Genomic DNA, 25,202 nt, shown 5'->3' with positions numbered 1-25,202 from the left:
CGACGGGCCGGCAGCCGCTCCGCGCGGCTGCCGGCCCGTCGTCGTGTGCGGGGCTCAGCCCTTGCTGATCTCCCAGAAGCGGAAGACAGTGGAGGCGTCGAGGGACCACTGGAGGCCGGTGACGTTCTGGCGGGTGACGGCGTACTGCTTGCCCTGCCAGAGCGGGAGGATCGGGACCTCGTCGGCGACGATGTCCTGGAGCCGGTTGTAGTCCATGTTGGCCGCGGTGCGGTCGGCCTTCGCGGAGGTCGACGGGATGATGGTCCCGCTGATCTCCTTGTTGTCGTAGTTGTTGTGCAGGACGTTGTCCGGGCCGAAGAACGGCTGGGTGAAGTTGTCGGCGTCCGGGTAGTCGGGCACCCAGCCCTTCACGTAGATGCCGTACTTGCCGTCCTGGATGTCCTTCTCGTACTGCTCGTACTCGACGGACTTCATCTCGGCGTCGAAGAGGCCGCTGTCGTTGAGCTGCTTGGCGATGACCTGGAACTGCTGGTCGGTGGAGGGGCCGTAGCGCGAGGGGGTCGAGTAGAGGGTGACCTTGACCTTGCCGGTGATGTTCGCGGCCTTCAGGACGGCCTTGGCCTTCTCGGGCTGGGGGGTGCCGCCGTAGCGGTCGAAGAAGGGGGTGGTGTGTCCGGCGATGCCGGCGGGGACGATCGAGTAGAGCGGGACGGCGGTGCCCGCGTAGACGTCCTTGACGAGCGCTTCGCGGTCGATGAGGTAGGCGATGGCCTTGCGCACGGGCAGCTTGCCGACGACGGGGTCGTTGACGTTGAAGACCATGTGCTCGACTTCGGCGCCGGTGCCCTGGACGACGTCGACCTTCTGGTCGCCGGTCTTGGTGGCGGCGAGGCCGGCGATGTCCTTGGCGGCGAGGCCGCGGAAGGCGAAGTCGACGTCGCCGCTTTCCAGGACGGTCTTGAGGGCGGCCTGGTCGCCGTTGAAGAACTTCAGCGTGACGCCGGTGTTCTTGGCCTTGGCCTTGCCGCTGTAGGACTCGTTGACGGAGAAGCTCGCGCTCTTCTCGCTGAAGGAGTCGAGCTTGTAGACGCCGGAGCCGATGGCCTTGTTGTCGCCGCGGAGCTTGTCGGCCGGGTACTCGCGGCTGTCGACGATGGCGCCCGCGCCGGAGGCGATCTTGCTGGGGAAGGTCGCGTCGGAGTTCTTCAGGCGGAAGACGATGGTCTTCTCGTCGGGGGCCTCGATGGAGCCGATCGACGCGAGCATCACGGCGGGGCCGTTGGCGTCGTTGATCTTCAGGGTGCGCTCGAAGGAGAACTTGACGTCCTTCGAGGTGAGGCTGTTGCCGTTGCTGAACTTCAGACCGCTGCGCAGGGTGCACTTGAACACCTTGCTGTCGCCGCCCTCGAAGTTGCAGGCCTGGGCGGCGTCGGGCTCGGGCGTGGTGCCGCCCTTGGGGAAGCTCAGCAGCGACTGGAAGACGTTGTTGAAGAGCAGCCAGGAGCCCGGGTCGTAGCCGGCGGCGGGGTCGGTGGACTTCACCTTGTCGGATATGCCCATGACGACGCCCTTGCCGCTGCCGGCATTGGATCCGTCGGTCGAACCGCAACCGCTGAGCAGCGCGGCGGCGGTGGCTGCGCCGAGCGGGGCCGCCAACCACTGGTTACGTCGGTTCACGCGAAAGTCCTTCACAGTCTGGTCTGAACGTTGTGCCGGCCTGCGACTCCCGCTGCCGGTTGGTGCCGGTCTCAGCCGCTGATTCCTCGGCCGAGTTCCCACAGCTGGAGGTCGGAGATGGCGTTGACGGACCACTCCGCTCCGGTGATCCCGTCGCGGGCGGCGACGTACTGCTTGCCCTGCCACAGGGGCAGGACGGGTACGTCCTCGGCCACGATGTCCTGCATCTCCGTGATCGCGGGGACGGCGACGTCACGGTCGCTCGCGCGCCGGGCGTCGGGGATGAGCCTGGTGCGCACCGCGGTGTTCGCGTACGGCGTGCCCAGGAAGTTGTCCTGCTCCAGGAACGGGGCGAGGAAGTTGTCGGCGTCCGGGTAGTCGGGGAACCAGCCGAGCCCGTAGGCGGGGTAGTCGCCCTTCTTCTGGGCGGGCCGGAAGTCGGTCCATTCGGCGCCCTGGACGGTGATGTCGAACAGCCCGGTGGAGTTGAGCTGGGTCTTGAGGGCCTCGAACTCGGCGGTGGTGCCGTCGCCGTAGTGGTCGGTGGTGTAGTTCAGCGTCAGCTTGACCGGGGTCTTGATCCCGGCGTCCTTCAGGAGGGCGGCGGCCTTGGGGGTGTTGGCCTCGCCGTACTTGTTGAAGAACGAGTTGACGTGCCCGTTGACGGTGGTGGGGACCAGCGAGTACAGGGGCTGAGCGGACTTCCCGTAGACCTTGGAGATGACGTTGTTGCGGTCGACGGCGGCGGCGAGCGCCTGGCGCACGGCCTTGTCCTTGACGACCGGGGCGTCGGTGTTGAAGCCGAGGTAGCGGATCTCCAGGCCGGGCATCGGGACCAGCTTGACGCCCTTGGGGGGCTTGGCCGACAGCTCGGCGATCTGGGCGGGCGACAGGGTGCGGGAGACGACGTCGATGGATCCGCCGGTGAGGGACTTGCCCATGGCGGCGGAGTCGGCGAAGGTGCGCAGTTCGACCTTGTCGTTCTGGAGCTTGATGTCGCCCTTGTAGTTCGGGTTCTTGGTGAAGACGGCGCGGACGAGGTGGTTGTCCTTGACCTCGGCCTTCATCGTGTAGGGGCCGGAGCCGTCGACGGCGAAGCCGGGGCGGAGCTTCTTGGCCTCGTACTGCTTCGCGTTGACGATGCCCGCGGCGGGGGTGGAGAGCTTGTACGGGAACGTCGCGTCCGGGGTCTTCAGGTGGAAGACGACGGTGTCGGTGCCCTTGGTCTCGATGTTGTCGAGGGTGGAGAGCAGCGAGGAGGGGCCGTTCTCGTCCTTGATCGCGAGGACGCGGTCGATGGAGTACTTGACGTCCTTGGCGGTGAGGGGGTCGCCGCTCGCGAACTTCAGGCCGGGGCGCAGGACGCAGCGGTAGCTCTCGTTGCCGGTGTCGGTGAAGCGGCAGTCGGAGGCTGCTTCGGGGACGGGCTCGCCGCCGCCGCGGGGGGTGTGCATCAGCGTCTGGACGGTCTGGCGCAGGATGTTCCAGGCGCCGGCGTCGTAGGCGTAGGCGGGGTCGAAGGGGGCGGGGGCGTAGTCGGCAGCCTCGAACCGGTCGGTGGTGCCGACGACGATCGCTCCGGATCCCGCTCCTCCGGTCGCTGTGCCGCAGGCGGCGAGCGTGGGGGTGAGCAGTCCGGCCGCGGCCGTCAGCACCAGGGTCTTGCGGTTCATTCTGGAAGTACTCCCTCACCCGGCACTTGCTCAAAGCGGCGTAGAGGGCACTGCGCGGCGGTCGCCCGTTCAGGGCGGAACGATCGGGCCGGTGTTTGACGATCGGTCCACGCGCGAACCGGTCACAGGGGTGTGTGTTCGGTACGGCAGAGGTGCGGCGTAGTGCCCGCGTCGACATTAGTGGCCTGGGACGGGATGGCTGGAACTGGCAGGAGTTGGGGCGTAATCGCACGGTGATGGGTGCGGACTGACAGCTCATGCGGGCGAGTTCGCAGATGGGGCAGGAGCTGATCAATCCGGACACATGGGGAGGCCGCAGGGCCTGCCGGGGAGCCTGCCGGGCAGCTGTCAGGTGACCAAGGTCACCCTGCACAACGCTTCCTTGAGGGATGGAATTTCGGCCTCCGGGGCCGGGGACGGAAGATCCTCCGCCAGGACCTCCGACCTGCCTCATTCCGTTCGGTACGGAGCGTACGTGCTCAGTTCATCGGAGTGATGAGGGAGCGCAGGAACGTCAGGTCGACGTCCTCCAGCGAGCGGACGATCGTCCGGCCGGGCGCCGGCTCGATCCGGCCGACGGACGGGATGGCCACGACCCGGCAGCCTGCGGCCTCGGCGGCGGCGACGCCGGTGGCGGTGTCCTCGATGACGGCGCACCGCGAGGGGTGCGCGCCGAGGGCGCTCGCGGCGAGCAGGTACGGGTCGGGGTGCGGCTTGGTGCGGGGCACCTCGTCCCCGGCGACGGTCATGGTGAACCGGTCGCGGCCCAGGGTGAGCAGGACGTGGTCGATGACGCGGCGGTGCGAGGCGGAGACGAGGGCGGTGGGGATGTTGTTCCGGGCGAGTTCGGCCAGCAGCCGCTCGGCTCCGGGCATCAGCGGGACCTGTCCGGCGATCCGCGCCTCGAAGCGCTCGTTGAGGAGCACGCTGAGTTCGGCGAGGTCGATGCTGGCGCCGGTGGACTCGATGAGGAACGCGGCGCTGCGGCTCATGGGGCCGCCGACGACGACGTCGCGCCAGGCCTCGTCGAGGCGGTGTCCGAGTTCACCGAAGATCTCGGCCTCGATCTCCCACCAGAACCCCTCGGTGTCGATGAGGGTGCCGTCCATGTCCAGCAGCACCGCCTGGAGGGCGTGCCCGTCGGCCGTGCGGGTGACGGGGGCGGGAACGGTGCTGGTCAATGCGCACACCTCTTTCAGGGGACGATGAGGCCGGTCACCTCGGCCCGCGGGGACGTGCCCCGGGATCAGGTGACCGGCCTGTATGGGACCGTCCAGTGTACGCCGATGCCTCTCAGCGCGCGTTGAAATACTTCGCTTCGGGGTGGTGGATGACGATGGCGTCGGTGGACTGCTCGGGGTGGAGCTGGAACTCCTCCGAGAGGTGCACGCCGATCCGTTCGGGCTGGAGGAGGTCGGCGATCTTGGCGCGGTCCTCCAGGTCGGGGCAGGCGCCGTAGCCGAGGGAGAAGCGGGCGCCGCGGTACTTGAGGTCGAACATGTCCTGGACCTGGGCCGGGTCCTCGCCGCCGAATCCGAGTTCGGCGCGGACGCGGGCGTGCCAGTACTCGGCCATGGCCTCGGCGAGCTGGACGGAGAGGCCGTGCAGCTCCATGTACTCGCGGTAGGCGTTGGCCTGGAACAGCTTGGCCGTGGCTTCGCCGATTTTCGAGCCGACGGTGACGACCTGGAGGCCGACGACGTCGGTCTCGCCCGACTCCTCGGGGCGGAAGAAGTCCGCCAGGCACAGGCGGCGGCCGCGGCGTTGGCGCGGGAAGGTGAAGCGGGTCCGCTCGTTGCCCTGCTCGTCGAGGATGATCAGGTCCTCGCCCTTGGAGACGCAGGGGAAGTAGCCGTAGACGACGGCGGCTTCGAGGAGGTTCTCGGTGTGCAGCTTCTCCAGGAGGCCGCGCAGGCGGGGCCTGCCCTCGTCCTCGACGAGTTCCTCGTACGTCGCGCCGCCGGCGCGGGCCTGCTTGAGGCCCCACTGGCCCTTGAAGAGGGCGCCCTCGTCGAGCCAGGACGAGTAGTCCTTGAGCGGGATGCCCTTGACCACGCGGGTGCCCCAGAACGGCGGGGTGGGGACGGGGTTGTCGACGGAGACGTCGGACCGGCCGCCCGGCTCCTCCGGCTCGTCCACCTGGAGGGCGGCGGTGTCCCGCTTGGCGACGCGGCGCTGCTTGAGTTCGGGCAGGGTGGCGCCGGGGACGCCGCGCTTGACGGCGATCAGGGCGTCCATCAGGCGCAGGCCCTCGAAGGCGTCGCGGGCGTAGCGGACTTCACCCTCGTAGATCTCGTGGAGGTCCTGCTCCACGTAGGCGCGGGTGAGGGCGGCGCCGCCGAGGATGACGGGGTAGTCGGCGGCCAGCTTGCGCTGGTTGAGCTCCTGGAGGTTTTCCTTCATGATCACGGTGGACTTGACCAGGAGTCCCGACATGCCGATGACGTCCGCGCGGTGTTCCTCGGCGGCTTCGAGGATCGCCGAGACGGGCTGCTTGATCCCGATGTTGACGACGTTGTAGCCGTTGTTGGTCAAGATGATGTCGACCAGGTTCTTGCCGATGTCATGGACGTCACCACGGACCGTGGCCAGCACGATCGTGCCCTTGCCGTCCGCGTCGGTCTTCTCCATGTGCGGTTCGAGGTGGGCGACCGCCGTCTTCATGACCTCCGCCGACTGGAGCACGAACGGCAACTGCATCTGCCCCGACCCGAACAGCTCACCGACGACCTTCATGCCCTCCAGGAGCGTGTCGTTGACGATCTCCAGAGCGGGCCGGGTCTCCAAAGCCTCGTCCAGGTCCCGCTCCAGGCCGTTCTTCTCGCCGTCGATGATCCGCCGCTGAAGCCGCTCGTCCAGCGGCAGCGCCAGGAGTTCCTCCGCGCGGCCGGCCTTCAACGACTTCGTGTTCACCCCCTCGAACAACGCCATCAACTTCTGCAGCGGGTCATAACCCTCCGCACGACGGTCATAGATCAGGTCCAGTGCGGTGGTGACCTGCTCCTCGTCGAACCGGGCGATCGGCAGGATCTTCGACGCGTGGACGATCGCCGAGTCCAAACCGGCCTTCACACACTCGTCCAGGAACACCGAGTTCAACAGGACACGGGCCGCCGGATTCAGACCGAAGGAAATGTTCGACAGACCCAGCGTCGTCTGGACATCCGGATGACGGCGCTTCAGCTCACGGATCGACTCGATGGTGGCGATGCCGTCCTTGCGGGACTCCTCCTGACCCGTGCAGATCGTGAACGTCAGGGTGTCGATCAGGATGTCCGATTCGAGGATCCCCCAGTTCCCCGTCAGATCCGCGATGAGCCGCTCGGCGATGGCGACCTTGTGCTCGACCGTGCGGGCCTGACCCTCCTCGTCGATCGTCAACGCGATCAACGCCGCGCCGTGCTCCCGCGCCAGAGCGGTCACCTTCGCGAAACGCGACTCCGCACCGTCCCCGTCCTCGTAGTTGACCGAGTTGATGACCGCACGGCCACCCAACTTCTCCAACCCCGCCCGAAGGACGGGAACCTCCGTCGAGTCCAGGACGATCGGCAACGTCGACGCCGTCGCGAACCGCCCCGCCAGCTCCCGCATGTCCGCCACACCATCACGACCGACATAGTCGACACACAGGTCGAGCATGTGCGCGCCCTCACGGATCTGATCCCGCGCCATCTCCACACAGTCGTCCCAACGGGCCTCCAACATCGCCTCGCGGAACTTCTTCGACCCGTTCGCGTTCGTCCGCTCACCGATCGCCATGTACGCCGTGTCCTGCCGGAACGCCACCGTCTGATAGAGGGAGGCCGCACCGGGCTCCGGCTGGGGGGTGCGCCGGGTGACGGCCGTCCCCCGCACCCGCTCCACGACCTGCCGCAGGTGCTCCGGCGTCGTACCGCAGCAGCCACCCACCAACGACAGTCCGTACTCCCGGACGAAAGTCTCCTGCGCGTCCGCGAGCTCCGCAGCCGACAACGGGTAATGCGCACCCTGCTTCGTCAACACCGGCAAGCCCGCGTTCGGCATGCACGACAACGGAATCCGCGCGTTCCGCGCCAGATACCGCAGGTGCTCGCTCATCTCCGCCGGGCCGGTCGCGCAGTTCAGGCCGATCATGTCGATGCCCAACGGCTCCAACGCCGTCAACGCCGCGCCGATCTCCGAGCCGAGCAGCATGGTGCCCGTGGTCTCGACGGTGACGGAGCAGATCAGCGGGACGGAGATGCCGAGGGCCTCCATGGCGCGGCGGGCGCCGATGATGGACGACTTCGTCTGGAGGAGGTCCTGGGTGGTCTCGACGAGGAGTGCGTCGGCGCCGCCGGTGATCAGGCCCTCGGCGTTGATCTGGTAGGCATCGCGGATCTGGGCGTAGGTGATGTGGCCCAGGGTGGGGAGCTTGGTGCCCGGGCCCATGGAGCCGAGGACCCAGCGCTGCTGTCCGGTGGAGGCGGTGAACTCGTCCGCGACCTCGCGGGCGATGCGGGCGCCGGACTCCGACAGCTCGAAGTTGCGTTCGGGGATGTCGTACTCGGCGAGGGCCGCGAAGTTCGCGCCGAAGGTGTTGGTCTCGACGCAGTCGACACCGACGGAGAAGTAGGCCTCGTGGACCGAGCGGACGATGTCCGGGCGGGTGACGTTCAGGACCTCGTTGCAGCCTTCCAGCTGCTGGAAGTCCTCCATCGTCGGGTCCTGCTCCTGGAGCATCGTTCCCATGGCTCCGTCGGCGACGACCACGCGGGTGGCGAGCGCCTCCCGGAGGGCGTCGGCCCGGGTCTGGGTGTCTGCGAGCGGGTTCGACAACGAGGCCATGGTTGAGCTCCCTGGGATGCGACGGCTGTCGGCTTTGCACCCCCTCGTGTCAAGGGTGCACGCGGTCAGGGTAACCGTGTGGCAGCGGACCCGGTGGGGGCGTCCCACGTGGCGGACTGCATTCTGTGCGCGGGACCCCGCACGGGGGTGGGACGGCGTGCACGGCCTTCGGGAATCGCCCAACCATGCACAAGGTCGGCATCGACCGATAGTGTTCAGCATTGTCGAACTACGTCAGCAGGAGGCTGCGCGATGGCACGGAACATCCAGTCGCTCGAACGAGCCGCTGCGATGCTGCGGCTCCTGGCGGGCGGGGAGCGCCGGCTGGGACTGTCGGATGTGGCGTCGTCCTTGGGCCTGGCCAAGGGGACGGCGCACGGGATCCTGCGCACCCTGCAGGCCGAGGGCTTCGTCGAGCAGGACCCGGCGTCGGGGCGGTACCAGTTGGGCGCGGAGCTGCTCCGCCTGGGCAACAGTTATCTGGACGTGCACGAGCTGCGCGCCCGCGCCCTGGTATGGACGGACGACCTGGCCCGGGCGAGCGGCGAGAGCGTGTACGTGGGGGTGCTGCACAAGAGCGGAGTGCTGATCATGCACCACGTGTTCCGGCCGGACGACAGCCGTCAGGTGCTGGAGGTGGGGGCGATGCAGCCGCTGCATTCCACGGCCCTGGGCAAGGTCCTGTCGGCCTACGATCCGGTCGCGCACACCCAGGTGGTGGAGGTGGAGCGGGAGTCGTTCACGCCCCGTACGGTCACGGACGCGGTCGGTTTCGAGGGGGTCCTGGACCTGACGCGGGCGCGCGGTTGGGCCGCGGACGTGGAGGAGACCTGGGAGGGCGTCGCCTCGGTGGCGGCGCCGATCCTCGACCGGCGCCGGATGCCGGTGGGCGCGGTGGCGGTCGCGGGGGCCGTGGAGCGGGTCTGCGGGGAGGACGGGGAGCCCCGGGCGTCGCTGGTGGCGTCGGTCCGGGACTGCGCACGGTCGGTTTCGCGCGATCTCGGGGCGGGCCGGTTCTGAGCTTGACTTGATTCGTTCGGCCCACCCAGGGGGCGCTTCCGGCGCTCCTTGGGTGGGTTTTGTCGTTTCCGGACCGCTCAATGGCCTGATGTGGGCGATCCCACCGCGTGGTAACGATCCGGTTCTTTGACCTGGCCAACCCTTGACGCGTTCTTCATCCAGGCGGAAAACTGCCGTTCATCGGTCGGCATTGTCGAACACCTACCGGCAATACGCGTTAGGGTATGGCGAGGCCATGGACCGGTGCAGCACTCACCGAGTGTGTGGACCACCGGAGGGACCCGGTGTCCACCCACCCCTGGACGTAAGACAAAGGAGTCGCGGGTGTCCAGCTCCGACATCTTCATCGGCGAGACCATCGGTACCGCCCTGCTCACTCTGCTCGGTGGTGGCGTCTGCGCCGCCGTCACCCTCAAGAGCTCCAAGGCCCGCAACGCGGGCTGGCTCGCGATCACCTTCGGCTGGGGTTTCGCCGTACTGATCGCCGCCTACGTCTCCGCTCCGCTCTCCGGGGCCCACCTGAACCCGGCGGTCACCTTCGGCATCGCCGTCAAGACCGGCGAGTGGGGCGACGTCCCCGTGTACCTCGCGAGCCAGCTCCTCGGCGCCATGCTCGGTGCCGTCCTGATGTGGATCACGTACTACGGCCAGTTCCGCGCGCACCTGTCCGACCCCGAGCACATCCGCGACGCCAAGCTCGGTCCCGAGGACCCGCACCCGCACGACCAGGCCGGCCCGGTGCTCGGCGTCTTCTCCACGGGCCCCGAGATCCGTAATGTCGTGCAGAACCTCGCGACCGAGATCATCGGCACCGCCGTCCTGATCCTGGCCATCCTGACCCAGGGCCTCCAGGACGACGGCAAGGGACTCGGGGTCATAGGCGCACTGATCACCTCGTTCGTGGTCGTCGGCATCGGCCTCTCGCTGGGCGGTCCGACCGGCTACGCCATCAACCCGGTCCGCGACCTCGGTCCGCGCATCGTGCACGCCCTGCTCCCGCTGCCCAACAAGGGCGGCTCGGACTGGGGGTACTCCTGGATCCCGGTCGTCGGCCCGCTCGTCGGTGCCGTACTCGCCGGCGGTCTGTACAACCTCGCGTTCGCCTGATCAGCACCTGCAGCGCTCGTAAGATCCGCACCGCACTCCTGATTCCGCCAACTCACCAGACCTGCCAGGAGCAGCCACCATGACCAGCAGCACCGGCCCCTTCATCGCCGCGATCGACCAGGGCACCACCTCCTCCCGCTGCATCGTCTTCGACCGCGACGGGCGCATCGTCGCCGTCGACCAGAAGGAGCACGAGCAGATCTTCCCGAAGCCGGGCTGGGTCGAGCACGACGCCGCCGAGATCTGGACCAACGTCCAGGAGGTCGTCGCCGGGGCCATCGCCAAGGCGGAGATCACCGCCGCCGACGTCAAGGCCGTCGGCATCACCAACCAGCGCGAGACCACCCTGCTGTGGGACAGGAACACCGGCGAGCCGGTGCACAACGCCCTCGTCTGGCAGGACACCCGCACCGACGCCCTGTGCAAGGAGCTCGGCCGCAACGTCGGCCAGGACCGCTTCCGCCGCGAGACCGGCCTCCCGCTGGCCAGCTACTTCGCCGGCCCCAAGGTCCGCTGGCTGCTCGACAACGTCGAGGGCCTGCGCGAGCGCGCCGAGGCGGGCGACATCCTCTTCGGCACCATGGACTCGTGGGTCATCTGGAACCTCACGGGCGGCGCCCAGGGCGGCGTGCACGTCACCGACGTCACCAACGCCTCGCGCACCATGCTGATGAACCTGCACACGCTGGCCTGGGACGACAAGATCGCGGAGTCCATGGGCGTCCCGCTCAACGTGCTCCCCGAGATCAAGTCCTCCGCCGAGGTCTACGGCCACGTCAAGGACGGCGTGCTCGCCGGTGTCCCGGTCGCCTCGGCGCTCGGTGACCAGCAGGCCGCCCTCTTCGGGCAGACCTGTTTCGCCGAGGGCGAGGCGAAGTCCACGTACGGCACCGGCACGTTCATGCTGATGAACACCGCCGACAAGATCATCAACTCCTACAGCGGCCTGCTGACCACGGTCGGCTACCAGATCGGCGACCAGAAGCCGGTCTACGCCCTGGAAGGCTCCATCGCCGTCACCGGCTCGCTCGTCCAGTGGATGCGCGACCAGATGGGCCTGATCAAGTCGGCCGCCGAGATCGAGACGCTGGCCTCCTCGGTCGAGGACAACGGCGGCGCCTACTTCGTCCCGGCCTTCTCCGGCCTGTTCGCCCCGTACTGGCGCTCCGACGCCCGCGGCGTGATCACCGGCCTGACCCGGTACGTCACCAAGGCGCACATCGCCCGTGCCGTCCTGGAGGCCACCGCCTGGCAGACCCGCGAGATCACCGACGCCATGACCAAGGACTCCGGCGTCGAGCTGGCGGCCCTCAAGGTCGACGGCGGCATGACCTCCAACAACCTGCTGATGCAGACGCTCTCGGACTTCCTGGACGCCCCCGTGGTGCGCCCGATGGTCGCCGAGACCACCTGCCTCGGCGCCGCCTACGCCGCCGGCCTGGCCGTCGGCTTCTGGCCCGACACCGACGCCCTGCGCGCCAACTGGCGCCGCGCGGCGGAGTGGACCCCGCGGATGCCCGCCGAGCAGCGGGACCGCGAGTACAAGAGCTGGCTCAAGGCCGTGGAGCGGTCCATGGGCTGGGTCGACGACGAAGACGCCAGCTGACCGCACCGGCTGACGAATCGACGAGGAGCTAAAGAGACATGAGCAGCCCGCAGAGCGTCCCCACCCTGGGTACGCACCCGACGGCCGGTTCCCACCCGAGCCGTGCAGAGACCCGTGAGCAGCTGGCCAAGGCCACGTACGACCTGCTGGTCATCGGCGGTGGAATCCTGGGCACCTCGGTGGCCTGGCACGCCGCGCAGTCGGGGCTGCGGGTCGCCATGGTGGACGCCGGTGACTTCGCCGGCGCCACCTCCTCCGCCTCCTCCAAGCTCGTCCACGGCGGTCTGCGCTACCTGCAGACCGGCGCGGTCAAGCTCGTCGCGGAGAACCACCACGAGCGCCGGGTGCTGGCCAAGGACGTGGCCCCGCACCTGGTCAACCCGCTGACCTTCTACCTGCCCGTGTACAAGGGCGGTCCGGTCGGCGCGGCGAAGCTGGGCGCGGGCGTGTTCGCGTACTCGGCGCTCTCGGCCTTCGGTGACGGGATCGGCAAGGTCATCTCGCCGGCCCGCGCCGTCGCCGACAACCCGGGCCTGAAGACGGACAACCTGAAGGCCGTCGCGGTCTACTACGACCACCAGATGAACGACTCCCGCGTCGCCGTCATGACGGTCCGCGCGGCCGTCGAGTCGGGTGCGGTCGTCCTCAACCACGCCGAGGTCACCGGGCTGCGCATGACGCGCGGCCGGGTCTCCGGTGCCGAGCTCAAGGACCGCCTCGACGGCACCGAGTTCGGTGTCGACGCGCGGGTCGTGCTCAACGCCACCGGCCCGTGGGTGGATCACCTGCGGCGCATGGAGGACAAGCACTCCATGCCGTCGATCCGGTTGTCCAAGGGCGCGCACATCGTCATGAAGCGCAAGTCGCCGTGGAAGGCCGCCATGGCCACCCCGATCGACAAGTACCGCATCACCTTCGCCCTGCCGTGGGAGGACCAGCTGCTCCTCGGTACGACCGACGAGGCCTACGAGGGCGACCCGGCGGACGTGTGCGCCACCGAGTCCGACATCCAGCAGATCCTCGACGAGGCGGCGTTCTCCGTGAACGACGCGGATCTCGACCGTTCGCTGATGACGTACGCCTTCGCGGGCCTGCGGGTGCTGCCCGGCGGCCCCGGTGGGGTGGAGAAGGCCAAGCGCGAGACGGTCGTCTCCGAAGGCGCGGGCGGCATGCTGTCGGTGGCCGGCGGCAAGTGGACGACGTACCGTCACATCGGCCGTGTGGTCATGGACAAGCTGGCCAAGCTCCCGGGCAGCCCGCTGACCGAGGACATGGAGCCGCAGAAGTCGCTGGTGCGCCGGATCCCGCTGCCCGGTGTCGCGAACCCGAACGCGGTCGCGCACCGACTGCTGGTGGACCGTGAGCCCGGCACCCGCATGGACCCGCTGACGGCCCGCCACCTGGCCTCGCACTACGGCTCGCTGGCCTTCGACATCGCCCGCATGGCGAACGAGGACCCGGCGTTGGCCGAGCGCATCCACCCGGACGGTCCGGAGATCTGGGCGCAGGTCGCCTACGCCCGTGACAACGAGTGGGCCGAGACGGTCGACGACGTGCTGCGCCGCCGCACGACGGTGACGGTCCGCGGTCTGGACGACGCCTCCGTGCGCGCCCGCGTCCAGGAGATGCTGGGTCACAAGGCATAGCTCGCGCGCAGGTGGGGAAGAGGGGCGGTTCCGAGGGGAACCGCCCCTCCGTCGTGGGCTGTGGTCGGTGCCGCCTCAAGGCTTAGGCTGGCCCACGTACGCAAGGGAACTTCGGAAGGAGACCTGGGTGATCGAGCTTGAGGGCGTGCCCGAGCTGATCGACCCGGTCATGGTGGCCGCGTTCGAGGGCTGGAACGACGCGGGTGACGCCGCCTCCGGTGCGGTGGCGCACCTGGACCGGGAGTGGAAGGGCGAGGTCTTCGCGGCTCTGGACGCCGAGGACTACTACGACTTCCAGGTCAACCGGCCGACGGTGTGGCTGGACAACGGGGTCAGGAAGATCACCTGGCCGACGACGCGGCTGTCCGTGGTCCGGATCGGCGGTGCGAAGCCGCGCGACCTGGTGCTGGTGCGGGGCATCGAACCGTCCATGCGGTGGCGGTCGTTCTGCAACGAGCTGCTCGGCTTCGCGCACGAACTGGGCGTGGAGATGGTGGTCATCCTGGGCGCGCTGCTCGGGGACACCCCGCACACGCGGCCCGTGCCGGTCAGCGGGGTGACCTCGGACGCCGACCTGGCGCGGACGATGGACCTGGAGGAGACGAAGTACGAGGGTCCGACCGGGATCGTGGGCGTGCTGCAGGAGGCCTGCACGCACGCGGGCGTTCCCGCGGTGTCGCTGTGGGCGGCCGTGCCGCACTACGTGTCCCAGCCGCCCAACCCGAAGGCGACGCTGGCGCTGCTCAACCGGCTGGAGGACCTGATCGACATCAGGATCCCGCTGGGCGAGCTGCCGGAGGACGCGCGGGCCTGGCAGCTGGGCGTGGACCAGTTGGCCGCCGAGGACAGCGAGGTGGCGGAGTACGTCCAGACGCTGGAGGAGGCGCGGGACACGGCGGACCTGCCGGAGGCCTCCGGGGACGCGATCGCCCGGGAGTTCGAACGGTACCTACGGCGGCGGGACCCCTCGGCCACCGCGGAGCCGGGTGACGGCTCGTACCGGCGGGACACCGCCGGCGGCCTGAGCCGGGGGGCCAAGCGCAAGCCGGAGCCGGAACCGCCGACGGGGGCGGGGGCGCCCGAGGGGGCCGCCGACGGGTCCGACGGCGGGGCGGAGGAGGCGGCGGGGCCGTCCGGGACCGCGGGGACTCCCGCGACGCCCGAGGCGCCCGAGCCGCCGGGGAAGCCGGAGGCCCCCGGGGCCCCCGGGGCCCCCGGGGCCCCCGGGGCCCCCGAGAAACCGGGCTCCTCCTCCCCCGACGCCTAGGCGGAACGAGAAACGCCGGACCGGCCGCGGAAGCGGCCGGTCCGGCGTTTCTCGTTCCGCCTAGGGGTGCTGCTAGAGGGCGACGCCGAGCAGGGCGTCGACCGTACGGGAGACCAGGCCGGGGGCGGACTCGTCGTCGCCGCCCGCGGCCAGCTGGAGTTCGGCCCAGCGGTCCACGGCGGCCAGTGCGGCGGGGGCGTCCAGGTCGCGGGAGAGGGCCTCGCGGACCTCCTCGACGAGGGCGTCCGCCGGTACGCCGTCCGGGCGGGAGACGGCCGCGCGCCAGCGCTCCAGACGGACCACGGCCTCGGCGAGGACGGCGTCCGTCCACTCCCAGTCGGCCCGGTAGTGGTGCGACAGCAGGGCGAGGCGGATGGCCGCCGGGTCGACCCCGGAGCGGCGCAGCGTCGAGACGAAGACGAGGTTCCCCTTCGACTTCGACATCTTCTCGCCGTTCAGACCGACCATGCCCGCGTGGACGTAGGCCTTGGCCATCGGGAACTCGCCCGTCAGCGCCTGGGCGTGCGAGGCACCCATCTCGTGGTGCGGGAACGCCAGGTCGGAGCCGCCGCCCTGGATGTCGAAGCCCATGCCCAGGTGGTCCAGGGCGATGGCGACGCACTCGATGTGCCAGCCGGGCCGGCCGCGGCCCAGCGAGCCGCCGTCCCAGCTCGGATCGCCCTCCCGGGCGGCCATCCACAGCATCGGGTCGAGCGGGTTCTTCTTGCCCGGGCGGTCCGGGTCGCCGCCGCGCTCCGCGGAGAGCAGGCGCATCGCCTCGGCGTCGAGGTGGGAGACCCCGCCGAAGTGCGGGTCGGACTCGACGGAGAAGTAGACGTCGCCTTCGAGCTCGTAGGCGGCGCCCGCGTCCCGCAGGCGCTCGACCAGCGGAACGATGCCGGGTATGGCCTCGACCGCTCCGATGTAGTGCTGCGGGGGCAGCATCCGCAGCGCGGTCATGTCCTCGCGGAAGAGGGCGGTCTCGCGCTCGGCGAGTTCGGTCCAGTCGTGTCCGTCGCGCAGCGCCCGCTCCAGGAGCGGGTCGTCCACGTCCGTGACGTTCTGGACGTAGTGGACCTGCCGCTTGTTGTCGAGCCACACGCGCTGAACGAGGTCGAACGCGTTGTAGGTCGCCGCGTGACCGATGTGGGTCGCGTCGTACGGGGTGATCCCGCAGACGTAGATACGGGCGACGGGACCGGGGGCGAGGGTGATCGTCCCCCGGGTCGCGGTGTCGTGGATCTGGAGGTCGCGGCCCTTGCCGGGCAGGGCGGGGACCTCAGAAGCGGGCCAGGCATGCATGCCTTGAGACTAACCGGACGAGTGTTCCGTCAACGAACCGGAGCAGCACTCTTGGCCTGATCCGCACTCTTGCCCTCTGGCCGGTTCTGTGCGTCCGGGGCCGCGCCTGGTCAGACGGGGGGCCAGGGGATGGCGGGCCACTGCCCGGAGGGCTGCGGATGGGTCCCGCTGCGCAGCAGGGCGGCCACGCGGGACCGTACGGCGTCCAGCTCGGCGTCGGTGATCAGTTCGCCCAACCGGGTGGCGAGGGGCTCGCCCGCGGCCAGCTGGGACTCCAGGGAGAGCAGCACCGTGCGGGCCTCGTCGGTGAGGGGCTCCCCCGCCCAGCCCCAGAGCAGCGTGCGCAGCTTGTCGTCGGCGTGGAAGGTCACGCCGTGGTCGATGCCGTAGAGCCGGCCGTCGGGGGCGGGCAGCAGGTGGCCGCCCTTGCGGTCGCCGTTGTTGATCACGGCGTCGAGGACGGCGAGGCGGCGCAGCCTGGGGTCGTCGGCGTGCACCAGCAGGGCGGTGCGGCCCTCGCCTACCTCGGCGAGCGCGACGGGCTTCCAGCCCTCCGCCGCCTCCTCGCCCTCGACGAGGGCGAGGAGTTCCGCCTCGGGCGTCTCCCCGGAGTCGATCCAGTGCTGGACCATGCCCTCGCCGTACGGTCCGTCGCGCAGGACGGTGGCGGGGACCAGGCCCCACCCGGTGGCCTCGGAGACGAGGTAGGCGGCGCGTTCGCGGCGGGCGAGGTTCCCGTCGGGGAAGTCCCACAGCGGGCGCTCGCCCTTGACCGGCTTGTAGACGCAGTCCGCGCTGCGGCCGTCGTGGGCGACGGTGCACAGCAGGACGGCGTTGGAGGCCTCGGCGATGCGCCCTCGTACGGTGAGCTCACCGCGGGTGAGCAGCTCCTCGATCGGGGTCGCGTCGCTCACGCCTGGCGCCGGTAGCCGTTCTGGCGGGGGCACACGTGTCCCTCGGGGTCGAGCGGGAGGCTGCACAGCGGGCACGGGGGGCGGCCGGCGTTGACCACGTCCAGGGCCCGCTTGGCGAAGGCGCGGGCCTGGGCGCCCGAGAGGCGCACCCGGAGCATCGGCGGGCCGTTCTCCTCGTCCTGCAGGAGGCGTTCCTCGGCGTCGGCGAGGTCCTCGTCGGAGTCGGCGTCGAGTTCGACGAGCGCCTGGGCCTCGACGATCATCCGCTGTTCCTCGCCGTCCCAGGCGAGGGCCATGGTGCCGACCCGGAACTCCTCCTCGACGGGTACGTCGAGGGGCGCGGTGTCGGCGGCCTCGGTGGAGGCGACGGCGGGGACGGGGGCGTTGCCGCCGGTGCGCCGCACGACCTCGTCCAGCAGCTCGTCCATCCGCTCGGCCAGCGCCGCCACCTGGGTCTTCTCCAGGGAGACGCTGGTGACGCGGGTACCCACGGAGGCCTGCAGGAAGAACGTACGGCGCCCAGGCAGACCGACCGTGCCGGCCACGAAGCGGTCCGGCGGGTCGTAAAGGAACACCTGACGGGGCACGTCCAGTCTCCAAGTCTCAGGCGTGGGCGGGTCCGCGCACGCGTATCGGCCCTGCCACCCTACTGCGCCGTTCGATCACGCCGCGCCCGCGCCGCCCCCCACCACGGCGTTGCCGGCGCCTTCGGACTCGCCCTCGGCGGCCGGGGTCGGGCGCGGGACCAGCGGGGCGAGGTCGCCGGTGTCGCCGAGGCGCAGCAGGAAGGGGCGGGTGGGGGTGTAGCGGATGGCGGTGACCGAGCAGGGGTCGACGTGGATCCGTTGGAAGAGGTCGAGGTGCATGCCGAGCGCGTCGGCGACGAGGGACTTGATGATGTCGCCGTGCGAGCACATCAGGAACACCGCGTCGCCGCCGTGTTCGTCCTCGACGCGGGTGTTCCACTCCCGTACGGCGTCCACGGCGCGGGCCTGCATGGCGCGCATGGACTCGCCGCCCGGGAAGGCGGCGGCCGAGGGGTGCTGTTGGACGATCTTCATGAGGGGTTCGGCGGCGAGTTCGGAGAGCTTGCGGCCCGACCAGTCGCCGTAGTGGCACTCCCCGATGCGTTCGTCGGTGTGCAGGGGCAGCTCGGGGCGGGCGGCGAGGAGCGGCGCCAGGGTTTCCCGGCAGCGTTGGAGGGGGCTGGTGACGGCGGCGGCCAGCGGTACCCCGGCGAGCCGGCCGGGCAGCGCGTCGGCCTGCCCGGCCCCGTGTTCGTCGAGGGCGACTCCCGGAGTCCATCCGGCGAGCACGCCGGCGGTGTTGGCGGTGGAACGCCCGTGCCGTACGAGGATCAACGTGGCCATGGGTACAGGGTAGGGGTGTCGCCCCGGTGCGGGCCGGGTGCGGGCGGGGGAGAATGCGCCGCGTGATTGTCGACTGCGCGATGTACCGTGACGGCCGCCGTTCGGCGGCGCCCCGTGATTTCTCGGACGCCCTGGCCGAGGCGCGGGCCCGCGGGGACGCCTTCGTCTGGATCGGCATGCACGAGCCGACGGAGGCGGAGTTCGAGCAAGTGAGCCGGGAGTTCGGGCTGCACGCGCTGGCGGTGGAGGACGCGCTGACGGCGCACCAGCGGCCGAAGCTGGAGGTGTACGACGATTCGCTGTTCGTCGTCCTGAAGCCGGTGCTCTACGACGACGCGGCGGACACCGTCACGACGGGCGAGCTGATGGTGTTCGTCGGCGACTCCTTCGTGGTCACGGTCCGGCACGGCGAGGGCGCGGCGCCGGCCGCGGCGCGCCACCGGTTGGAGCAGGATCCGCAGGTGCTGCGGCACGGTCCGACGGCCGTGCTGTACGCGGTGTCCGACGCGGTGGTGGACCACTACATCGAGGTGGCCGCCGAGCTCCAGGGCGACCTGGAGGAGTTGGAGGCGGAGGTGTTCGCTCCGAACGCCTCGGACTCGAAGAACACGGCGTCGCGGATCTACGGCTTCAAGCGGCAGGTGCTGGAGTTCCGCCGGGCGACGAGCCCGTTGCTCCAGCCGATGGACCGGCTCGCCTCCGGGCACGTGCCGTTCGTCCACGAGCACGCGCGGCCCTTCTTCCGGGACGTGGCCGATCACCTGACGAAGGCCAACGAGTACGTCGAGGGCCTGGACCGGCTGCTGTCGGACGCGCTGGCCGCGCACCTGGCGCAGATGGGCGTCCGGCAGAACGACGACATGCGCAAGATCTCCGCCTGGGCGGCGATGGCCGCGGTCCCGACGATGGTCGCGGGCGTCTACGGGATGAACTTCGAGGACATGCCGGAGCTGCGGCAGGGCTGGGGCTACCCGGGGGTGGTGGCCCTGATGGTCGCCGTGTGCCTGGGCCTGCACCGGATGTTCAAGCGCCGCGGCTGGTTGTGAGGCGGCGCACGGGCGGGCGGGCCGCACGGGCGGGCGGGCCGCGGCGGGCCCCGGTCAGACGGGTTCGGGCGCGGGCACGGGTGCGGGCGCCGGGGCGCCGCCGAGGGCGTCGACCCGCTCGGGCGGGGTCAGGCGGACCGCCCGGTGCCAGCCGCTGAAGCGCTCGTACGCGTACGCCGCGCGGATGCCGGCGGCGAGGGCGGCGGACTTGGGCGCGGGCCAGCGCAGCAGTCGGCCCATGTGGTCCATGACGGCGAGGCTGACGTCCCGGTAGACGGCGATCTCGGCGAGGGCGCTCTCGCGCAGGATCCGGTGGATGCTGCGGCCGTGCCCCCGGCGGGCGAGGCGCAGCAGCTCCTCGTGGCAGTAGGCGAGGTGGTTGTCCTCGTCGGCGCTGATCATGCGCACGGCCCTGCCGAGCTCGGGGTGGTCGCCGAAGTGGCGGACGAGCATGACCATCTGGTCGGCCGCGCGCTGCTCTGTGACCCGGCTGTGCGCGAGGTAGACGACGATGTCGTCCTCGGTCAGCGGCCGGTCGCCGCGCAGCTTCTCGTGGGAGAGGCCGATGCCGCGGCGCTCCAGCAGCATCGTGTAGTCGGTCTCGGGGGGCACGGGTACGGGCGGCAGGCCGCGCTTGCGGAGCAGGGCCTGGAAGATCCTGCCGTGCTTGTCCTCGTCGGCGCCGTGCCGGGTGATCTTGGGGACCAGCTCGCGCATCGAAGCGGGGGCGAGGGCGGCGATCCGGGCGTTCTCCCAGCCGCCCTGGGACTCCCCGCCGGCGGCGATGGAGCAGAACAGCTGGAAGGAGTCGTCGTGGTCGACGATCTCCCGGAACAGGCTGCGGGCAGAGAGCATGGAACGAGTCAAATGCGGATCGTTCGGGCGGGCAACCGAGGGGACCGCCCGACTCGGCCGAATGAACGAAATCGGTGGCCCGGCGCGAGGGCGTAACCCGGGGAGTGCGCGGAGCGTTGTTGGCTGTGTCGGCCGTGGCGGGGAAGACCCCCCGAGCCCCCACCACGGCCGCAGACCTGATCGACGGAGCCGCGCGCACCCCGCGCGGCTCCGTCGTCGTGTCCGGGGTCCCGAGGGGGCGTGTCAGGCGAGGCCGGCGCGCTCCAGGGCCTCGGTACCGGCCCGCAGGGCGGCGATCCGCTCGTCCAGGGTGAAGCCGGCCGGGGCCAGGGTGAGGGTGGTGACCCCGGCGTCGGCGTAGGCGCGCATGCCGTCGGCGATCCGCTCGACGGAGCCCAGCAGGGTGGTCGAGTCGATCAGGGAGTGCGGGACGGCGGCGGCCGCGCCGGTCTTGTCGCCGCCGAGGTACTTGGTCTGGATCTCGGCGGCCTCCTTCTCGTAGCCCATGCGCTGGGCGAGCTGGTTGTAGAAGTTCTGCTTCGGGCTGCCCATGCCGCCGACGTACAGGGCGGTGTAGGGGCGGAACATGTCGGCGAGGGCGTTCACGTCCTCACCGAGGGCCAGTGGCACCGTCGGGCAGACGTCGAAGCCGTCCATGGTCAGACCGGCCTTCTCGCGGCCCGCGCGGATGTGGCGCAGGGCCGTCTCCTCCAGGTGCTCGGCCGCCGGGAAGATCAGCAGGGCGCCGTCGGCGATCTCGCCGGTCTGCTCCAGGTTCTTGGGGCCGATGGCGGCGATGTAGAGCGGGATGTGCTCGCGCTCCGGGTGGACGGTCAGCTTGAGGGGCTTGCCCGGACCGTCGGGCAGCGGGAGGGTCCAATGGGCGCCGTCGTAGGACAGCCGCTCGCGGGTCATGGCCTTGCGGACGATCTCCACGTACTCGCGCGTGCGGGCCAGCGGCTTGTCGAACTTGACGCCGTACCAGCCCTCGGAGACCTGCGGTCCCGAGACGCCGAGGCCGAGCCGGAAGCGGCCCTTGGTGAGCGAGTCCAGGGTGGCGGCGGTCATCGCCGTCATCGCGGGCTGGCGGGCCGGGATCTGGAAGATGGCCGAGCCGACGTCGATCCGCTCCGTCTGGGCCGCGACCCAGGCCAGCACGGTGGCCGCGTCGGAGCCGTAGGCCTCGGCGGCCCAACAGACGTCGTAGCCGAGCCGGTCGGCCTCCTGGGCGACGGAGAGGTTGTCGGCGTCCATGCCCGCACCCCAGTAGCCGAGATTGATGCCGAGCCGCATGTGTCGTCCCCTAACGGTGAAGCCGATGTACCGGTCAGTAACGTGGGTCTGCGGGGGACTGTAGCGCGCCCGGGTCCTCCGCGTCAGCGCCCCAGTAGTCTCAGCGCTCATGGAGCAGAGGCATCTCGGCCGCACCGGACTGCGCGTCTCCCGGATCGGCCTCGGCACCCTGACCTGGGGCCGTGACACCGGCGAGGAAGCCGCCGCCGAGCAGTTGAAGACGTTCTGGGAGGCGGGCGGCACGCTCGTCGACACGGCCGACGTGTACGGCGGCGGCGAGGCCGAGTACCTCCTGGGGCACCTGGTGGGCGGACTGGTGCCGCGCCGCGACCTGGTCATCGCGACGAAGGCCGGTAGCGTGCCGGATCCCGATCGGCGGTTCAACGGTTCGCGCGGGCACCTGCTGGCCGCCCTCGACGACTCGCTGGACCGGCTGGGCACCGACTACGTGGACCTGTGGCAGGTCCACGCCTTCGACCCGCGTACCCCGTTGGAGGAAACCCTGCAGACGCTGGACCTCGCCGTCAGCAGCGGCCGGGCCCGGTACGCCGGGGTGTCCAACTTCAGCGGCTGGCAGCTCGCGAAGGCCGCCACCTGGCAGTTGGCCGTGCCGGGGGTGCGGACCCGGCTCGCCTCCACGCAGATGGAGTACTCGCTCCTCCAACGGGGCGTGGAGCGGGAGGTGCTGCCCGCCGCGCTGGACCTGGGTGTGGGCCTGCTGCCCTCGTCCCCGCTGGGCCGGGGCGTGCTGACGGGCAAGTACCGCGACGGCACGCCCGCCGACTCGCGGGGCGCCTCGGAGTCCCTGGCCGCGTTCGTGGACCCCTACCTCGACGAACCGGCGCGGCGCATCGTCGACGCCGTGGTGACCGCCGCCCAGGGGTTGGGGGTGACGCCGCTGCACGTGGCGCTGGCGTGGGTACGGGACCGGCCGGGGGTGGTCGCCCCGATCGTCGGCGCGCGGACCTCGGCGCAGCTCGGGGCGGCGCTGTCGGTGGAGGCCCTTAGTCTTCCCGAGGAGATCTGCCGTGCGCTGGACGACGTTTCCGTCCCGGTGCACCGCTACCCCGATCAGGACTGGAGCACGTTGTGAGTACGGACCCCGAGACCACCGCCGCCGCCGCCGCGCCCGCTGCCGCGGAGGAAGGGGCCGGGGCCGGCGGGGCCGCGCCCGAGGACCCCGCGACGCGGGAGGCCGTCCCGGAACCCGGGGGCGCCCTCGACCCGGAGGCGTCGGAGGGCGCCGAAGCCGACGAAACCGACGGAGTCGGTGAGCCGGGCGGGGAGCCGGACCCCGAGGGAGCCGCGGAAGCCGTGGAAGCCGGGCAGGGCGAGCCGGACGGGGACGGTTCCGGCGGGGACGGTTCCGACGGGGACGCGTCCGGCGGGGACTGTTCCGACGGGGACGGTCTCGACGAGGACGCTTCCGACGGGGACGGTTCCGACGGCGCCGACGCCCGGGGGGCCGCAGCGACGTCGGCCGCCGCAGGCGGTGAACCGGACGCAGGGGCTCCCGACGAGGACACCGACGCCCGGACGGCAGCGACGACCGAGGACGCCGAAGCCGCCGAAGCCGACGCCGACGCCGGGGGTGCGGACGCCGGGACCGGCGCCGCGGGCGCGGAGGGGGCGGCGCCCGCGCTCACCGAGGCGCAGGCCGAGCTGGCGGCGCAGAAGGTCGAGCGGGAGCGCATCGCGCGGCGCAAGGCCGAGCGGGAGGCTCCCGTCGAGGCGGGCGCCAAGCTCAGCGGGAAGGCCGCCGACCTGCTGGCGGCCGTACGGGCCGTGGAGAGCGGCGCCGCGCCGGCCCCGGTGTACTTCGACGAGGCCCCGGCCGCCCCCCGCAAGGCCGCGCCCGCTCCCCCGCCGCAGCCCCGGCCCGTGGCGACCGCCGCGGAGCCCGCCGCCGCCGAGATCGAGGGCGTGCGGGCCGTGCTGGCGCGCGGTGGCGCCCCCGAGGCGCTGGCCGGGCCGGCCGCCCGGGCCCTCGGCGAGGGCGCCGCGGCGCAGCTCGTGGAGGACCCCTGGCGGCTGCTGGCCGTCACGGGTGTGCGCCCGGCCCAGGCGGACGGCTTCGCGCAGGCGCTGCTGGGCGCCGAGGCCGGTCCTGCCGACGAGCGCCGTGGCGCCGCCCTGGTGAACTGGCTGCTGGACCGGGCCGCCGAGAAGGGGCACACCGCCCTGGAGACCCCGGTGCTGGAGAAGGCCCTGGCGCAGTACGGGGTGCCGGAGCCGGCCGCGGCCCTCGAACACGCCGTCGGTGAGGGCGCGGTGCTCGTGTTCGAGGAGCCGCTGGACGGCCCCGCGCCGACGCCCGCCACGGACGCCGACGAGGAGGCCGCGGAAGCGGAGCGACCCGTACGGGTTCTGGTGGGGCTGGAGGAGTACGCCCTCGCCGAGGAGAGCCTCGCCGACGGGCTGGCCCGCCTGGCCGCCGGCGTCACCGCCCCCGCCGACTGGTCGCAGGCCGCCCAAGACCCGGGCGCCGAGCTGATCCGGGCCGTCGCCGGCCACGGGGTGGTCACCCACACCGGCGGCGAGGCCGCCGGTGTGGAGCCGGCGGCGCTGCTGGAAGCGGCCCGGAAGCTGGGGCTGCGGGCCGTGCTGGCCGCGCACGCCCCGGGCCCGGACCGGGTCACCCCGGCCGCGCTGCTGGCCGGGGCGCAGGGACCCGGGCGGGACGCCGACGGCCGGTTCGAGCTGGACCTCCTCGTGGTGCTGGACGCGCCGCAGCTGGACGTGGAGACGGCCGCCGCCCTGGTGGAGTCCGTCCCGGACGGGGCCCGTCTGGTGCTGTCCGGGGACCCCGGCGTGCTCGGGTCGGCCGGTCCCGGGCGGGTGTTCGCCGACGTACTGGCGGCCCGGTCCTGGCCGCAGGTCGTGTCCCGGACCCCGGACCCCGGCCCGATCGGCGAGCTGGTCTCGGGCGTCGGCATCGGCGAGCTGAACCAGGTCCACGCCCCCGGCAAGGAGGTCGTCATCGTCCCGGTGCAGGACGCCGGGGAGGCGGTGCACCGCACGGTGCAGCTGGTCGCCGAGTCGGTGCCGCGCGCCTTCGGGATCCCGGCCGACGCCGTGCAGGTCATCACCCCGGGCCACGGCGGCTCGGCGGGCACCCGCGCGCTGAACGCGGCCCTCAAGGAACGGCTCAACCCGGGCCCCGGCCGGTTCGGCGGGTTCGACCCCGGTGACCGGGTCGTGCACGTGCCCTCCCCCGGGCGGGCACTGCCGGCCCGGGTGGTGTCGGCCGACGCACAGGGGCTGCACCTCGACCTCGCGGGGGTCCGGGTCGTCGTACCGCAGGAACGGGTCGAGTCACAGGTGCGGCACGGCTGGGCGGTGACGGCGCACCAGGCCGTCGGCACGCGCTGGCCGGCCGTGGTGGTCGTGCTGCCGGGCGACGCCGCTCAGGCCCTGTCCCGGGACTGGGTGTACACGGCGTTCGGGCGGGCGGAGCGGCACCTGTCGGTCGTCCACGGAGTGGATCAGGCGCTGCCGAACGCGGTGGCGCAGGTCCTGCCGAAGCCCCGTACCACCCGACTCACCGGCCTGCTGCGGGCCTTGACGGCCGCTCAGGAGGGCGCGCCGCAGTAGCGCGGGGGCAGGACCGGGAACGCGACGCCCCCGCCCGGATCGGGCGGGGGCGTCGCGCGGACACG

General features: G+C 71.3%; 18 protein-coding genes. 8 read left to right on the top strand and 10 right to left on the bottom strand.

Going from position 1 to position 25,202, the window contains the following annotated elements; all coding sequences use genetic code 11:
• Nucleotides 1-54 precede the first annotated feature (54 nt).
• The 4 genes from ACZ4XJ_RS21450 to metH all read right to left on the bottom strand — a co-directional run bounded on the left by ACZ4XJ_RS21450 (nt 55) and on the right by metH (nt 8,117).
• The gene (locus ACZ4XJ_RS21450) at nt 55-1,638 is read right to left on the bottom strand and encodes an ABC transporter substrate-binding protein (RefSeq protein WP_362882560.1); all 1,584 of its coding nucleotides are present in this window, start codon (nt 1,636-1,638) and stop codon (nt 55-57) included.
• Nucleotides 1,639-1,709: 71 nt separating this feature from the next.
• On the bottom strand, nt 1,710-3,311 hold the full coding sequence (locus ACZ4XJ_RS21445; protein WP_362882562.1) for an ABC transporter substrate-binding protein: 1,602 nt from the start codon (nt 3,309-3,311) through the stop codon (nt 1,710-1,712).
• Nucleotides 3,312-3,790: 479 nt separating this feature from the next.
• Nucleotides 3,791-4,492: an HAD family hydrolase gene (locus ACZ4XJ_RS21440; RefSeq protein ID WP_362882564.1), complete on the bottom strand. Its 702-nt coding sequence runs from the start codon at nt 4,490-4,492 to the stop codon at nt 3,791-3,793.
• Nucleotides 4,493-4,604: 112 nt separating this feature from the next.
• Nucleotides 4,605-8,117: a methionine synthase gene (gene metH, locus ACZ4XJ_RS21435; protein WP_468497041.1), complete on the bottom strand. Its 3,513-nt coding sequence runs from the start codon at nt 8,115-8,117 to the stop codon at nt 4,605-4,607.
• A gap of 252 nt (nt 8,118-8,369) precedes the next feature.
• Between metH and ACZ4XJ_RS21430 the strand changes: the two genes are divergently transcribed.
• The 5 genes from ACZ4XJ_RS21430 to ACZ4XJ_RS21410 all read left to right on the top strand — a co-directional run bounded on the left by ACZ4XJ_RS21430 (nt 8,370) and on the right by ACZ4XJ_RS21410 (nt 14,763).
• Complete coding sequence (locus tag ACZ4XJ_RS21430; RefSeq protein ID WP_468497040.1) at nt 8,370-9,137, top strand: IclR family transcriptional regulator; 768 nt, start codon at nt 8,370-8,372, stop codon at nt 9,135-9,137.
• A gap of 324 nt (nt 9,138-9,461) precedes the next feature.
• Nucleotides 9,462-10,244, top strand: coding sequence for an MIP/aquaporin family protein (locus tag ACZ4XJ_RS21425; RefSeq protein WP_468497039.1), 783 nt, complete (start codon nt 9,462-9,464; stop codon nt 10,242-10,244).
• A 79-nt stretch (nt 10,245-10,323) separates the two neighbouring features.
• A complete protein-coding gene (glpK, locus tag ACZ4XJ_RS21420) occupies nt 10,324-11,850 on the top strand; it encodes a glycerol kinase GlpK (protein WP_362884615.1) in 1,527 nt (508 codons plus the stop codon).
• A gap of 38 nt (nt 11,851-11,888) precedes the next feature.
• Nucleotides 11,889-13,496: a glycerol-3-phosphate dehydrogenase/oxidase gene (locus tag ACZ4XJ_RS21415; protein ID WP_468497038.1), complete on the top strand. Its 1,608-nt coding sequence runs from the start codon at nt 11,889-11,891 to the stop codon at nt 13,494-13,496.
• Between the two features lie 127 nt (nt 13,497-13,623).
• Nucleotides 13,624-14,763 carry a PAC2 family protein gene (locus ACZ4XJ_RS21410; protein ID WP_468497037.1) on the top strand — a complete coding sequence of 380 codons (1,140 nt, stop codon included), beginning with the start codon at nt 13,624-13,626 and terminating at the stop codon, nt 14,761-14,763.
• A gap of 72 nt (nt 14,764-14,835) precedes the next feature.
• On the opposite strand, the gene mshC is transcribed toward ACZ4XJ_RS21410, so the two are convergent.
• The 4 genes from mshC to ACZ4XJ_RS21390 all read right to left on the bottom strand — a co-directional run bounded on the left by mshC (nt 14,836) and on the right by ACZ4XJ_RS21390 (nt 18,349).
• Nucleotides 14,836-16,065, bottom strand: a complete 1,230-nt coding sequence (mshC, locus tag ACZ4XJ_RS21405; protein ID WP_468497036.1) for a cysteine--1-D-myo-inosityl 2-amino-2-deoxy-alpha-D-glucopyranoside ligase — start codon at nt 16,063-16,065, stop codon at nt 14,836-14,838.
• Between the two features lie 110 nt (nt 16,066-16,175).
• Nucleotides 16,176-17,012 (bottom strand): SCO1664 family protein, encoded by an 837-nt coding sequence (locus tag ACZ4XJ_RS21400; RefSeq protein ID WP_468497035.1) that lies wholly within the window; start codon nt 17,010-17,012, stop codon nt 16,176-16,178.
• Nucleotides 16,976-17,566 carry a DUF3090 domain-containing protein gene (locus ACZ4XJ_RS21395; RefSeq protein WP_362877277.1) on the bottom strand — a complete coding sequence of 197 codons (591 nt, stop codon included), beginning with the start codon at nt 17,564-17,566 and terminating at the stop codon, nt 16,976-16,978. Before ACZ4XJ_RS21395 ends, ACZ4XJ_RS21400 begins: the two co-directional genes overlap by 37 nt.
• Nucleotides 17,567-17,641: 75 nt before the next feature.
• Nucleotides 17,642-18,349 (bottom strand): histidine phosphatase family protein, encoded by a 708-nt coding sequence (locus ACZ4XJ_RS21390; protein WP_362877278.1) that lies wholly within the window; start codon nt 18,347-18,349, stop codon nt 17,642-17,644.
• Nucleotides 18,350-18,402: 53 nt separating this feature from the next.
• On the opposite strand from ACZ4XJ_RS21390, the gene ACZ4XJ_RS21385 reads away from it, so the two are divergent.
• Nucleotides 18,403-19,395: a magnesium and cobalt transport protein CorA gene (locus ACZ4XJ_RS21385; protein WP_468497034.1), complete on the top strand. Its 993-nt coding sequence runs from the start codon at nt 18,403-18,405 to the stop codon at nt 19,393-19,395.
• A gap of 54 nt (nt 19,396-19,449) precedes the next feature.
• Here ACZ4XJ_RS21385 and ACZ4XJ_RS21380 read toward each other — a convergent pair whose 3' ends face one another.
• Together ACZ4XJ_RS21380 and ACZ4XJ_RS21375 are read right to left on the bottom strand one after the other, a co-directional pair.
• Nucleotides 19,450-20,250 (bottom strand): ferritin-like domain-containing protein, encoded by an 801-nt coding sequence (locus ACZ4XJ_RS21380; protein WP_468497033.1) that lies wholly within the window; start codon nt 20,248-20,250, stop codon nt 19,450-19,452.
• 243 nt (nt 20,251-20,493) lie between these two features.
• Complete coding sequence (locus ACZ4XJ_RS21375) at nt 20,494-21,543, bottom strand: LLM class F420-dependent oxidoreductase (RefSeq protein WP_384004349.1); 1,050 nt, start codon at nt 21,541-21,543, stop codon at nt 20,494-20,496.
• Nucleotides 21,544-21,652: 109 nt separating this feature from the next.
• Between ACZ4XJ_RS21375 and ACZ4XJ_RS21370 the strand changes: the two genes are divergently transcribed.
• Both ACZ4XJ_RS21370 and ACZ4XJ_RS21365 read left to right on the top strand, forming a co-directional pair.
• A complete protein-coding gene (locus ACZ4XJ_RS21370) occupies nt 21,653-22,636 on the top strand; it encodes an aldo/keto reductase (protein ID WP_468497032.1) in 984 nt (327 codons plus the stop codon).
• Complete coding sequence (locus ACZ4XJ_RS21365; RefSeq protein WP_468497031.1) at nt 22,633-25,137, top strand: helix-hairpin-helix domain-containing protein; 2,505 nt, start codon at nt 22,633-22,635, stop codon at nt 25,135-25,137. The genes ACZ4XJ_RS21370 and ACZ4XJ_RS21365 overlap by 4 nt, the downstream gene beginning before the upstream one ends.
• Nucleotides 25,138-25,202: the final 65 nt, after the last annotated feature.

Source organism: Streptomyces sp. NPDC029836 (assembly GCF_055574495.1).
This window is presented reverse-complemented; position numbering and strand designations above follow the sequence as displayed.

Coding starts and splice junctions, on each gene's coding strand:
- ACZ4XJ_RS21445 (WP_362882562.1), bottom strand. CDS start 3,311: ATGAACCGCAAGACCCTGGTGCTGACGGCCGCGGCCGGACTGCTCACC.
- metH (WP_468497041.1), bottom strand. CDS start 8,117: ATGGCCTCGTTGTCGAACCCGCTCGCAGACACCCAGACCCGGGCCGAC.
- ACZ4XJ_RS21430 (WP_468497040.1), top strand. CDS start 8,370: ATGGCACGGAACATCCAGTCGCTCGAACGAGCCGCTGCGATGCTGCGG.
- glpK (WP_362884615.1), top strand. CDS start 10,324: ATGACCAGCAGCACCGGCCCCTTCATCGCCGCGATCGACCAGGGCACC.
- ACZ4XJ_RS21415 (WP_468497038.1), top strand. CDS start 11,889: ATGAGCAGCCCGCAGAGCGTCCCCACCCTGGGTACGCACCCGACGGCC.
- mshC (WP_468497036.1), bottom strand. CDS start 16,065: ATGCATGCCTGGCCCGCTTCTGAGGTCCCCGCCCTGCCCGGCAAGGGC.
- ACZ4XJ_RS21390 (WP_362877278.1), bottom strand. CDS start 18,349: ATGGCCACGTTGATCCTCGTACGGCACGGGCGTTCCACCGCCAACACC.
- ACZ4XJ_RS21385 (WP_468497034.1), top strand. CDS start 18,403: ATGCGCCGCGTGATTGTCGACTGCGCGATGTACCGTGACGGCCGCCGT.
- ACZ4XJ_RS21380 (WP_468497033.1), bottom strand. CDS start 20,250: ATGCTCTCTGCCCGCAGCCTGTTCCGGGAGATCGTCGACCACGACGAC.
- ACZ4XJ_RS21375 (WP_384004349.1), bottom strand. CDS start 21,543: ATGCGGCTCGGCATCAATCTCGGCTACTGGGGTGCGGGCATGGACGCC.
- ACZ4XJ_RS21370 (WP_468497032.1), top strand. CDS start 21,653: ATGGAGCAGAGGCATCTCGGCCGCACCGGACTGCGCGTCTCCCGGATC.